We start from the raw sequence: 11,850 nt of genomic DNA on the forward strand, positions 1-11,850 counted from the left end.
ACAGCCTAATAGGTCGCCGAGCGACTAACCTAGAATGCCCCACCTGCATTGTGGAGCAACTGTTCAATATCTTCCGCCAATGCTTCGCCACATTGCAACGTCGTGACCCATGAGATAGGGATCCCCTGACTATCGCCAAAACCATAGCATGCCCCGGCTATCGCACCGACCAATATCCCTCGGCCGCAACTATCACCGCCAACGGCAATATTTTTCAATACCGCCTCGGTATAACTCGAACTATTTTGCAACACCCAAGCTGCCACCGGCAGGCTATCAGCAAGGTGACAAGCACTGTTGGCAATGGAAAAAACGTGCGAAAGATCGTTCACATCGCCGTTGAGTCCCCGTACCTGCTCGATCTTTTCCTGTACCAATTCTGGACATTTTACTTTCAGGACATTGAGCACTGGCTCCATCCGCCTTGAGCGCAATGCTTCATTCAGTGCACTAGCAAATGCCTTGGCGCAGGCAAGAGCCAGCTCGTTCTGATGGGTGACACCAATAATACGGTCTATTTCACTTTCCAGCCTCTCAGACGGCATCTTCAAGGCAACCAAGGCGGGAACAGCACATAGTGCAGGGTTCTGATCATCATCGCTTCCGGAGTCTTCTGGCCAATCTTCAGGTGGAAGAGAAAACAGGGATAGCAACAGAGCCTTGGTCGGACTATCGACATAACCGATGAACTCCCCACCAGGACCAAAGTAATCAACAATTTCCTGCTGCAAACGATGGGTTTCAACGTCAGGTTCACTGAGCAGGCGGATATACAATGCCAGCCACTCGCCGTAAATTGTCAGCTCGCCAGCAGTGAGCTTATCATGGGCATAGTAGCCTTCGACCCCTTCATAATGGTGGGGATCGGGTTCGATAAAAGGAAAATGCGGTAGGGATTGGAGGGTTCGGATACGTTCCGGTGAATAGATCCAATGGGTACCCATGCTGGCAGCATCTGCGACCAGTGCTCCCATCAAGGCTGCATAACGTTGTGCCATATTCTCATCCTTTCATGAGCTACACGCGATGCAATAAGCTTATACCAAACTGAACAAAATTCTGACCTAGCAGCAAGAAATAAAAAACCCGCCATAAAGGCGGGTTATATCAATAGGCTATCGAGCTTGAAATTAAGCAGCCGCTTTAAGTGCCTTGTCTTTTTTCAGCTCACCGACAGGCAGGATAGTACGGCCGTATTCATTGTTCAGTACTTGCGCCATTGCGAAGTAAATTGCACTTGCACCACAGATGATGCCTTCGAAACCTGCGATAGTGCCGATTAGCGTGCTGCCAGTGAAATCACGTGCTGCTAGTAGGAAGAACAGTACGGTTAGAGAACCGAATACAAACTGCTTAGCACGTGGGTAGCACAGTGAACCGATGAACATGAAGCCTGTGAAGATGCCCCATAGAAGTAGGTACCAACCCATGAAGCTAGCAGGGCTAGCAGGCAGACCCATGTACGGCATAACAATCAGGCCAACCAGTGTCAGCCAGAACAGACCGTAAGAAGTGAACGCTGTGGTACCAAACGTATCACCACGCTTGAAGCACATCATGCCTACGATAACTTGGCTCAAGCCACCGTAAAAAATACCCATAGCTAGGATCATCGAATCAATAGGGAAAAAGCCCGCATTGTGGATGTTCAGAAGGATGGTAGTCATACCAAAGCCCATAAGACCTAGTGGTGCTGGGTTAGCTAGTTTCGTAGACATGTTTTCCTCAAATAGGAGTGATTCAACAAAAATGATAAAAATTAAAATTTGGGTGCATCTATCAATGCGCGGCGAATTCTAAAGGACGAAGACGGGCAAATCAAGTCATAACTCGTGCAAAACTTAACCAAACTCAAAAAAAGTTGTAATTTGCCGGTTTTCTGTAAAGCATTTTTTAACCACTAGGTGCGACTAAGTGTTAGAAAATGTAATTAAACCGGATGCAAATAATGGCCAAACAAGATTAAAATCAAATATTATCAAAAGCTTAACTTACAAACCAAAAAACAACTCTGTCATAAACTGTCATAACACATCTTTTTTGGTGTCTTACCGTCCTTACTCATAATGTGTTTGGGCTACAGACATAAAAAAAGCAGCATAAATGCTGCTTTTTCAGACGTGCTCATTTTCATCTTAAGCGTGAAGAACGATCAGATTTCCTTCCCCTCGCCCTCTTCATTTGCAGCCACTGCAACAGTGCTGCTATTGTTTTCAACCTGATCAGCATCACCGATTTGATTGTCAGCATTAATCATTTCTGTGTCTTGCTGCTCTGGTGGCGGTGCCTGCACTATTGGTGCTGGCGCTGAAGCTGATAGCTGTGCTTGCAGCTTGGCTATTTGTTGATTTTGCTTCTCGATCAATTCCTTCAGGGTAGCAAGCTGAACCTGTTGCTGATTAGGTTTTGCCTTACTCTTTACCAACTCATATTGCAGACGCGTATCGGCAGCATCCGTACTTAATCGCTGAGCTTGATCTGCCAGAGATTGATCGCGCAAATCAGAATCATTGAGTGCTTTAGAAATGCTGAGTAGCTTTCCTTCAACGGCAAGAATGTAATTCTCATATTCATCACGGTTGCGATCACGAAGGTATTTCACCTCTTCAGCAATATGCTCAGCATGGGCAAGCTCAAACTCTATGGCAGACACCACTTGATTGATAGCATCAAAGGCCCGGGGGTAATTATCAATTAAGTTTTTACCTGCTGTAATTTCCTCTTCAACCTTGGTATAGCTGAGCGGGGCATAATAACGAACATCTTCACGGCGTAACTGGCGCAGTGCTTCTTCTTGTGGCGTAATATAGATGCGTTTTATCACCCTGACTTCCAAGCTGTGGGCGCGTGAAAGAAATTCAGTCTGCTCTTCACGAGCCCGATTTAGATTTCCTCGGGCCACAAAGGAAAATAAATTACTATAAAAGCGATTGAGTCGAACAAACTCACTACGATAGTGGGCATTGGCATCAATCGAATTCAGGTAGGCCAATTGAGTCATCGCCGGTTCCAGAACCTTGTCGGCAATTTTTTTGAGATCCACCAATTCGGTATGATTACTCTTTACCACCTCAATATCATTATAAAAGCGATCCAGATACGTCACTGACGAAAACAGTGAATAACTTTGATTGGCCAGCTCTGGCGAAGACTGAATGTCTTTGAATAGATTATCGGCACGTTGCCAACTTTCCATCATCGCGGCATATCTTTCTGGCGCATAAAGCATTAACCCCTCTGCGTCGACGAGGGTATTGCGCCAATGGCGGTGAATTTTATCAGCAGACTGAAGTACGCTTTCAACATTCACTTCCGTTGATAATCCGTTATCATTGTCTGGCGTGCTTGCACAACCAGCGAGCAAAGCAGCCAATAATGCCATGCAGGCTACTTTCCCAACATACTTCATAGATATGTGTTCCGATTCTTTTCCGGCCTGGTGAATTGCTCAAGCCAGTTATTATTGTCTTTTCTCTCGATATTCTATCTGACTCACTGTTTTATAAAAAGTTCATCGACTCGTTTTGTCGAGTTTTGAATAAAACTTGACATAAGGTCAACCTTTTCGTTTGTTTTACCGCCAGTTTAGCCATTTTTCCCACGTCGCTTCGGGTGCTTGGGTATATTATTTTAGGCTAAATCCCTGCCCTTCAATAAACTTCTTCATAAATGGACGGGCTTCTTTATTCAGTGTTCCTGAAATTTGTTCGCTCCAAGACATGTCTTTATTTCCGCCGGTACGGCTTTGATAATATTCCCTGACATGCTGGTCGTAATTGGCGAGTTTCTCTCGGTCTAATGGGGTATAGCTATTTTCGTGCACGATAAGAGAGCGAGGAAGACGAGGTTTAACCTCTGGTGATTGTGCCGGATGGCCAAGGCAAAGGCCAAATAATGGCAGTACATGCTTGGGTAGGGACAACAAAGAAGACACTTTATCAGGGTTATTTCTCAAACCACCAATATATACGCCTCCCAACCCCAGAGACTCGGCCGCCAAAAGACCATTCTGAGCCATCAAAGCCGCATCAATGGATCCGATTAAAGTTTGTTCAGCAAAGCCAAGTTTCGCTTCAGGATAAATTTGTTGGTGACGATTATAATCAGCACAAAAAACAAAAAACTCGGCGGCACTGGCCACATATTCCTGCCCACCGGCATATTCTGCCAATAACATCCGCTTTTCATTATCTATCACCCGAATAATGCTAACACACTGAATAAAACTGGATGACGACGCCGCAATGGCGCAATCCAAAATCGTATTGCGCTGGCTTTCATTTATCGATTTGGCGGTAAATTGCCGGATAGAGCGGTGTTGCAGGATGGTTTCAATCGTCTGGTTCATACATATCCCTATAACAGTGAGCCTCACGGTGAATTTATCACTCTATCATAGGCACCCGCTTTGACCCACTGCTATACCTTTAACTACCGTTAAATTGACAATAGGAATATGGCGTTAACACTTAATTCTCCTGGCTATATAGATCGTCCGTTGTCGTTGTGTCTTGTACTTTGCATTGGCATATTTGATTAAGGATGCTCAACAAGCGCTCTTTATTCAACGGTAACGGGTTCCCTTTGATGGAGTTGGAGAGCAAGGCATCTTCAGCCACCTCATCAAACAGCACATTACAGAAACCATAATCGGTCACTGAAGGTAAATTCAAGCGCTTAAGTGTCCGTTTCGTCCAGTTAATACCATCTATGATTTCAGCATTCATTCTGCCGGTCAGGATACAAGCCAACTGGCGATAACGGTTAAGCACGTCGGCCCTGCCCGCCTCCCGCGCAGCCAAGACATTTTCCTGCATCACATACGGCGCTAGTTGGGCCGTAATTAAACCATGTGGTGCTTGGAGTCGGCCCCCCAATGAAGAGGCTAAGCCATGGGCAGCTCCCAGTTTGGCATTTGCTAGCGCCATCCCTCCCAGCATGGCTGCAAAGGCCATGTCCGAGCGGGCTCGGGGGTCATCATCTTCACAAGCTGCCAGAATGGCACCCGACAAGCGCCTCAGTCCTTCCTCGCACACCATATCTGTTAACGGATTGGGCTCACCGCAAACATAGGATTCCATCAAGTGGGTAAAGGCATCCATTCCGCAACACCCTGACATGATCGGATCCATACCGTATGTCAAAGTGGGATCAACAATTGCCAAATCCGGAAGCATATCGGGGCTACGCAGCCCCACTTTGACATTTTCCTGAGCCGAGCGGAGCACCGCACTCTTACTGACTTCCGAACCGGTACCTGCCGTAGTCGGTACGGCGATAAACGGAATAGGCTTGGCCTGCAACGGTACATTGCGCCCTACGACTTCAACATAGTCGTAGACACTGCCTTGATTGGGAATTAACGCAGCGAGTGCCTTACCCGCATCGAGTACGCTGCCCCCACCAATCGCCAGCACCATATCGGGCCGAAATTTTCGCCCCATTGCCGCCATCTCTTCCACCATGGCAATCAATGGTTCACCATGCACCGCCACTTGTTGATAACGCATCCCTTGTTGCTTGAAATAACTGATCAATGGCTCCGCTCTGGCACTGTCCCGTCCCGTCACAAGCAGCACGCTATAGCCAAACTGGTTTAAAGTCGACAGCGAATTATTCAGCGCACCTTCCCCAAATATAATCCGGGTGGCCGTCATAAACTGAAACATAGGCACTCCATTCCGTATTTTTATCTAATTATTATCGAGTGTGCCCCTATGCATATTCCTGTTTTTGATTCTGAGCAACTTTTCACCATTGAATATCAGTATCGTGACCATAACCTGCGAGCTGTCACACTTCATCCCAAACTGTAAAATGGTTCCATTCTAGACTGAGCTGCCCACGACTATCGGCGCAATTCTCTTCAATCGGTTTTGTCTATGACAACAAGAGATAAATCCTTCTTTCTCATCCCTGCCTGTCACGTTATAGTAACTCCATCAAATTTAGGAGAGATGTTATGTTTGTTGTTATTTTTGGCCGCCCTGGTTGTCCATTCTGTGTTCGTGCAAAAGATCTGGCTGATAAACTAAAAGAAGAGCGCGAAGGTTTTAACTACCGTTACGTTGATATCCATGCTGAAGGCATCAGCAAAGCTGATCTAGAAAAAACCGTTGGTAAACCTGTAGAGACTGTGCCTCAAATCTTCGTTGATCAAGAACACATCGGCGGTTGTACAGAGTTCGAAGCATACGCGAAAGAAAACCTAGACCTTTTCCAGTAATCTCTAAGCAACAAGTTTAGTAACATTTTCTTAAAAAGGCTGAAATATCAGCCTTTTTTATTACCTTTTGCATTATTTGCCAGCGGAATAATTCGAAAATTTTCTGTCAATAACGATCATTTTCGGTATGCCATAAACATAAAATCAGCTAGAATTTCACCACTTTTGTTGTTGATCCCTCGTCGCGGAAAAAACTGTAGTGAACATCAATGTCGCCGCTCTTCTCCATCAGAATGATATTCTGTTGCTCTTTGTTGTACTTGCTGTTGGCCTGTCGGCCGGAAAAATTCGCCTAGCGAATATGCAATTAGGGAACTCTATCGGGGTCCTCATTACTGCCCTCCTTTTTGGTAACGCCGGTTTTACCTTTGATTCCGAGGCGCTGAATATCGGCTTTATGCTATTTATATTCTGTGTGGGTATTGAAGCCGGGCCTAACTTCTTCGGTATCTTTTTCCGTGATGGTAAACATTATTTAATGCTGGCACTGGTCGTGATTCTTTCAGCCATAGTCATTACGGTTACCATGAGTAACTACCTAGGCCTCGGTCTGGGCCTAAGTACCGGTTTAATGGCGGGGTCACTGACAGCAACACCAATATTGGTAGGGGCAAAAGATGCCTTAGCCAGCGGGTTGTCCAATATCTCCGACCCTGACAGTATTCAGCAAATCATCGACAGTATCAGTGTTGGCTACGCGATGTCTTATTTGGTTGGTTTGGTCAGTGTGATTGTACTAGCCAAACTAATGCCAAAACTGCAAAAGCAGAACTTGGCCGAGTCATCACAGCAGATAGCCCGTGAACGCGGTATCGGTGAAAGCGCCCAACGCAAGGTCTATCTACCCATTATCCGAGCCTACCGGGTTGGGCCTGAGCTGATCAACTGGATTGATGGCCGTAACCTTCGCGAGCTGGGTATTTACCGTCAAACCGGTTGCTACATAGAGCGTATTCGACGAAATGGCATCTTAGCTAACCCTGATGGTGATGCTATCTTGCAGGAAGGGGATGAGATTGCTCTGGTGGGTTACCCAGATAGCCATGCCCGTTTGGATCCGAGCTTCCGTAACGGCAAAGAGGTCTTCGACCGTGATTTGCTCGACTTACGTATCGTCGAAGAAGAAATCGTGGTGAAAAACGACAGTATTGCGGGTAAGCGTCTATCGGAGCTAAACCTCTCTGAATACGGTTGTTTCCTCAACCGCGTAGTCCGTGCCCAGATTGAAATGCCAATGGATCATAACATCCTATTGAGCAAAGGAGATATCCTTCAGGTCAGTGGCGAGAAGAGCCGTGTGCTAGGGCTTGCCGAACGCATTGGTTTTATCTCGGTACATAGCCAGATTGCCGACCTATTGGCATTCTGCTGTTTCTTCATCATTGGCTTGCTGATCGGTACCATCACCATGACCTTCGGCCAGATTGCCTTCGGCCTGGGTAGTGCCGCCGGTTTGCTAGTGGCCGGTATTACCCTAGGGTTTCTGCGGGCCAACCACCCGACTTTCGGTTATGTGCCTCAGGGTGCACTGAACATGACCAAAGATCTCGGCCTGATGGTCTTTATGGTCGGCATCGGTTTGAGTGCTGGCTCCAACTTGTTCGACTCGCTGTCGCAGGTCGGTTTGGCTGTGTTCTCAGCAAGCCTTATGGTAAGCGTAATCCCGGTTGTACTGGCTTATCTATTTGGCGCCTATGTGCTCAAGATGAACCGCGCCTTGCTGTTTGGCGCTATTATTGGTGCCCGTACCTGTGCACCAGCCATGGATATGATTAATGAACATGCTCGCAGTACCATTCCAGCACTTGGCTATGCCGGCACCTATGCCATCGCCAACGTCCTATTGACCATTGCAGGTACCTTGTTTGTGATCCTCAGCTAAGGCTTCAGGCCTGCGAATCTGTGGTTTTATAGCCTTATACACACAAAACGAAAAGCGATGCCCCCAGCAGACCACTGCCGGGGGCATTTTTTTGCTTACCATACCCGTTATGAGTCAGCACAGATTCAGTCCCTTTCATCTAAGCTATAAAGAGCTAAAATTCTCTGTATATCCCTGATTAGCACCACAAATTGCTAGGAAATATTCGCCACCTCATGCTCTATTCAGTATATTGTATGAATAGAATGAAAAACTATTGGTAATCAAAACTATGCGTATCCTTATTGTTGAAGACGATCCGATTCTGAGCCACCACTTGAAATCACAATTAAGTGAGATGGGTCATCAGGTCCAGTGTGCTGGAACCGCCGAAGAAGGCCTATTCTTTGCCCAAGATTACCCAAACGATGTGGCTATCGTTGATATCGGTCTTCCTGATCGTGACGGTATCAGCCTGATCAAAGATATGCGTGAAAAAGGCTTACGCCTACCGATTCTGATTTTGACTGCCCGCTCAAACTGGCAGGACAAAGTCACCGGGCTCGAGGCAGGTGCCGATGACTATCTGGTTAAGCCGTTCCAGAAAGAAGAAATGGTCGCGCGTCTCAGTGCACTGGTCCGCCGCAGCGCCGGCTTTGTCAAACCAGAAATGACCGCCGGTGACATCCGTGTCGACCTGCTGGCCAAGCAAGTCTTTATCCAAGAAAACCTGCTTGAGCTCACCGCATTTGAGTATGACCTGCTGGAATATCTGATGCGCCATAGCCGACAGGTAGTATCCAAGCAACGCCTGCTAGATGTACTTTATGAAGATCAGGAAGGTGATCCAAACACCATCGAGGTGATGATCAGCCGTCTGCGCAAGAAGTTTACTAATAACGGTCAGGAAAACCCAATTTCGACTATCCGTGGTCAAGGCTATATTTTCGAGCTTCAAGCGCAATAATGAAGAGAATTATCCAACCTAGGCTCCGCCGCCGGGTCCTTGTCACCTCGGTGGCTATTATCGTTTTGATCACCTCAGCACTCGCAGGGGTGATTAACCAGCTTTACAGCCAAAGTTATATGGCCGCTTACTCGTCTGAGCTTGTTGCCCAAATGCCCATGGTTGTCGCCCAGTTAAACCGGGCGGGTCTAATCAAAGATGTCGATAAGTGGATTGACTCGGTTGACCCATCCGACACTGATTATATGTCCGTAGTTTGTGACAAATCCGATCACACCATTTGGCTTTCCGATGAGGCTAAAGAGGCCAATATCGGTAATATTTGTAGCGAACTGCCCGACAGTATCCCGGTACCGACCTTGGTCGAAACTCCGGAAGGCGAAAGCTACATTGCCTATAACATGAGTCAAGAGCGTGAAGGCGGCAATATCTACCAGCTTGTAGTACTGCGCTCTGGTGATTCTTATGTGTCATCACTCGACCAGCTACACAAGCGTACAACATTCTACTTAGGGTTATTTGTCCTTATTGCTATTGCATTCTTGATTGCTGCCTTCCATTGGAGCTTCCAGCCGCTGCGAAAAATGGCATCACAGCTTGATCAGATGACGGACTCCAAACGCGACAAGCTTGATGATGATTTCCCTATGGAATTGCAGGACATCACCTTAGCACTTAACCGCTTGATTGAGATCAGTAACGCCCAGAAAGGCCGTTACCGCCATGCAATGGATGACTTGGCACATAGCCTAAAAACCCGGCTGGCTGCTACCAACGCCCTACTGGATGATAAAGACATAGCGCGCTTTGAACTCAATCAGCGGGTAATGGAACAGATCAGCCAAATGGATGAACTGGTGCAGTACCAGCTGAAGCGAGCCATGATGGGCCAACAAGGTCTGCAAAAAGACAAGACCGAGTTAAAACCACTAACAGATAGTTTCAGCCGTTTACTTAGCAAGGTGTATAACGAGAAAAACGTTTCATTGCGCTGTTTCTTCAATGACAAGCTTACGTTACCCGTCAACCGTAGTGATTTAATGGAACTACTTGGTAACCTGCTGGAAAACGCCTACCGCTTCTGTATTACCGAAGTACGGGTAACAGTAAAAGAAAAGCCAGATCGGTTTATCATCGTTATTGAAGATGACGGTCCAGGCGTGCAGGAAGAAGTGCGAGAAGCTATTTTTCAGCGTGGTGTTCGAGCTGATCAGCTCAACCCCGGTCAAGGTATCGGCTTGTCGGTTTGCCACGAGATAGTAATGAGTTACAAGGGCACAATTCATGTTGAATCTGCATCAATAGAAGGTGCTGCCTTTGTGATTGAGTTACCTAAAACCTAAGCGCCTCAGTTCTTTAGCTGCTTAGATAAATAAAAAACCGCCAGATTGGCGGTTTTTTATTTAAGCACTTGGCAGGCATTTAGATGTCTTTAACATCAAACTCTGCAATAGGGCTTACGTCAGCAGTGTAATCAACCGTTTCGATGCCAAAGCCAAACAGCTTCAGGAACTCATCTTTATATTGCTGGTAGTCAGCAACATCAAATAGGTTCTCGTTGGTTACGGTTGGCCATAGGTCACGACAATGCTTCTGGATATCTTCACGTAGTTCCCAGTCATCCAGGCGTAGACGGTTTTCACTGTCAACTTCGGCAGCGCTGCCATCAGCCTTGAATAAGCGCTGGGTGAACATACGGTGGATCTGCTCCATACAACCTTCATGAACACCTTCTTCACGCATCTTCTTAAAGACCATGGCGATGTATAAAGGCATCACAGGGATTGCAGAGCTCGCCTGAGTCACGACACTCTTAAGCACTGCAACGTTGGCTGAACCACCAGCTGCAGATAGCTTATCGTTAAGCTCAGAAGCTGCACGATCAAGGTCCATTTTCGCTTTGCCCAGAGCACCGTGCCAATAGATTGGCCAAGTGATCTCTGTACCGATGTAGCTGTAGGCAACTGTTTTGCAGCCATCAGCCAAGACACCAGCGTCAGACAATGCGTTGATCCATAGCTCCCAGTCCTGACCGCCCATAACAGTCACAGTATCTTCAATTTCCTGCTCTGTCGCAGGCTCAATGCTTGCTTCAATCAACACATCTTTGTTGGTATCAACCGCTGTCGCCGTGTAGGTTTCACCCATCGGCTTCAGAGTAGAGCGAATCACTTCACCCGTTTCTGGCATTTTACGCACAGGAGAAGCCAGTGAGTAAACAACCATATCAATCTGACCCAGATCTTCTTTGATCAGATCAATCACTTTCTGTTTTGCTTCGTGAGAGAAAGCATCACCATTCAAGCTCTTGGAGTACAGACCTTCTTCTTTTGCAAACTTGTCGAATGCGGCAGAGTTGTACCAGCCTGCTGTACCCGGTTTCTTTTCAGTTCCCGGTTTTTCGAAGAACACACCAATTGTTGCAGCACCGCCACCGAATGCAGCCGCAATGCGCGAAGACAAACCGTAGCCGCTTGATGAACCTACGACTAGCACACGCTTAGGGGCATCGGCAATTGGGCCCTGCGCCTTAGTGTATGCAATCTGCTCTTTGACGTTTTCCTCACAACCCACTGGGTGAGTCGTTGTACAAATAAATCCACGAATTCTAGGTTTGATGATCATTTTCAACTTCCCTTACACAATTGACAGTAGGATAAAAGGTAAATGACAAAATCGCATTAAATTTATGAGCGAAAACGCTAAATTCAACAGTGGTTGGAGGTGTTACGCGCGGAAAGTCACAAAAAATACAAAAAAAAGTGCCACGCGATTGCGTGGCACATGGGAGACACC

The 11,850-nt window shown here is 46.8% G+C and carries 10 protein-coding genes; 4 read left to right on the plus strand and 6 right to left on the minus strand.

Annotated features, from left to right (window positions below):
• Positions 1-29: 29 nt before the first annotated feature.
• The 5 genes from ACVA58_RS01645 to ACVA58_RS01665 all read right to left on the minus strand — a co-directional run bounded on the left by ACVA58_RS01645 (position 30) and on the right by ACVA58_RS01665 (position 5,669).
• A complete protein-coding gene (locus ACVA58_RS01645) occupies positions 30-998 on the minus strand; it encodes an ADP-ribosylglycohydrolase family protein (protein WP_446508724.1) in 969 nt (322 codons plus the stop codon).
• A gap of 132 nt (positions 999-1,130) precedes the next feature.
• On the minus strand, positions 1,131-1,718 hold the full coding sequence (locus ACVA58_RS01650) for an acetate uptake transporter (protein WP_039457464.1): 588 nt from the start codon (positions 1,716-1,718) through the stop codon (positions 1,131-1,133).
• A 434-nt stretch (positions 1,719-2,152) separates the two neighbouring features.
• Positions 2,153-3,382: a hypothetical protein gene (locus ACVA58_RS01655; RefSeq protein WP_446508725.1), complete on the minus strand. Its 1,230-nt coding sequence runs from the start codon at positions 3,380-3,382 to the stop codon at positions 2,153-2,155.
• A gap of 243 nt (positions 3,383-3,625) precedes the next feature.
• Complete coding sequence (gene nfsA / locus ACVA58_RS01660) at positions 3,626-4,348, minus strand: oxygen-insensitive NADPH nitroreductase (protein ID WP_446508726.1); 723 nt, start codon at positions 4,346-4,348, stop codon at positions 3,626-3,628.
• A gap of 121 nt (positions 4,349-4,469) precedes the next feature.
• The gene (locus ACVA58_RS01665) at positions 4,470-5,669 is read right to left on the minus strand and encodes an iron-containing alcohol dehydrogenase (RefSeq protein WP_446508727.1); all 1,200 of its coding nucleotides are present in this window, start codon (positions 5,667-5,669) and stop codon (positions 4,470-4,472) included.
• Between the two features lie 293 nt (positions 5,670-5,962).
• Between ACVA58_RS01665 and ACVA58_RS01670 the strand changes: the two genes are divergently transcribed.
• The 4 genes from ACVA58_RS01670 to ACVA58_RS01685 all read left to right on the plus strand — a co-directional run bounded on the left by ACVA58_RS01670 (position 5,963) and on the right by ACVA58_RS01685 (position 10,397).
• Positions 5,963-6,226 (plus strand): GrxA family glutaredoxin, encoded by a 264-nt coding sequence (locus ACVA58_RS01670; RefSeq protein WP_428651801.1) that lies wholly within the window; start codon positions 5,963-5,965, stop codon positions 6,224-6,226.
• A 199-nt stretch (positions 6,227-6,425) separates the two neighbouring features.
• Positions 6,426-8,108 (plus strand): aspartate:alanine antiporter, encoded by a 1,683-nt coding sequence (locus ACVA58_RS01675; protein WP_446508728.1) that lies wholly within the window; start codon positions 6,426-6,428, stop codon positions 8,106-8,108.
• Positions 8,109-8,379: 271 nt separating this feature from the next.
• The gene (locus ACVA58_RS01680) at positions 8,380-9,054 is read left to right on the plus strand and encodes a response regulator (RefSeq protein ID WP_107297463.1); all 675 of its coding nucleotides are present in this window, start codon (positions 8,380-8,382) and stop codon (positions 9,052-9,054) included.
• Entirely contained in the window at positions 9,054-10,397 is a 1,344-nt protein-coding gene (locus ACVA58_RS01685) for an ATP-binding protein (RefSeq protein WP_446508729.1), read from the plus strand. The genes ACVA58_RS01680 and ACVA58_RS01685 overlap by 1 nt, the downstream gene beginning before the upstream one ends.
• Positions 10,398-10,476: 79 nt before the next feature.
• On the opposite strand, the gene fabV is transcribed toward ACVA58_RS01685, so the two are convergent.
• Positions 10,477-11,679 carry an enoyl-ACP reductase FabV gene (fabV, locus tag ACVA58_RS01690; protein WP_446508730.1) on the minus strand — a complete coding sequence of 401 codons (1,203 nt, stop codon included), beginning with the start codon at positions 11,677-11,679 and terminating at the stop codon, positions 10,477-10,479.
• Positions 11,680-11,850: the final 171 nt, after the last annotated feature.

Source organism: Photobacterium sp. DNB22_13_2, from assembly GCF_052873915.1.

Excerpts from the sequence above, each read along its gene's own strand:
- fabV (WP_446508730.1), bottom strand. The coding sequence starts at position 11,679 with ATGATCATCAAACCTAGAATTCGTGGATTTATTTGTACAACGACTCAC.
- ACVA58_RS01650 (WP_039457464.1), bottom strand. The coding sequence starts at position 1,718 with ATGTCTACGAAACTAGCTAACCCAGCACCACTAGGTCTTATGGGCTTT.
- nfsA (WP_446508726.1), bottom strand. The coding sequence starts at position 4,348 with ATGAACCAGACGATTGAAACCATCCTGCAACACCGCTCTATCCGGCAA.
- ACVA58_RS01655 (WP_446508725.1), bottom strand. The coding sequence starts at position 3,382 with ATGGCATTATTGGCTGCTTTGCTCGCTGGTTGTGCAAGCACGCCAGAC.
- ACVA58_RS01680 (WP_107297463.1), top strand. The coding sequence starts at position 8,380 with ATGCGTATCCTTATTGTTGAAGACGATCCGATTCTGAGCCACCACTTG.
- ACVA58_RS01670 (WP_428651801.1), top strand. The coding sequence starts at position 5,963 with ATGTTTGTTGTTATTTTTGGCCGCCCTGGTTGTCCATTCTGTGTTCGT.
- ACVA58_RS01645 (WP_446508724.1), bottom strand. The coding sequence starts at position 998 with ATGGCACAACGTTATGCAGCCTTGATGGGAGCACTGGTCGCAGATGCT.
- ACVA58_RS01665 (WP_446508727.1), bottom strand. The coding sequence starts at position 5,669 with ATGTTTCAGTTTATGACGGCCACCCGGATTATATTTGGGGAAGGTGCG.
- ACVA58_RS01685 (WP_446508729.1), top strand. The coding sequence starts at position 9,054 with ATGAAGAGAATTATCCAACCTAGGCTCCGCCGCCGGGTCCTTGTCACC.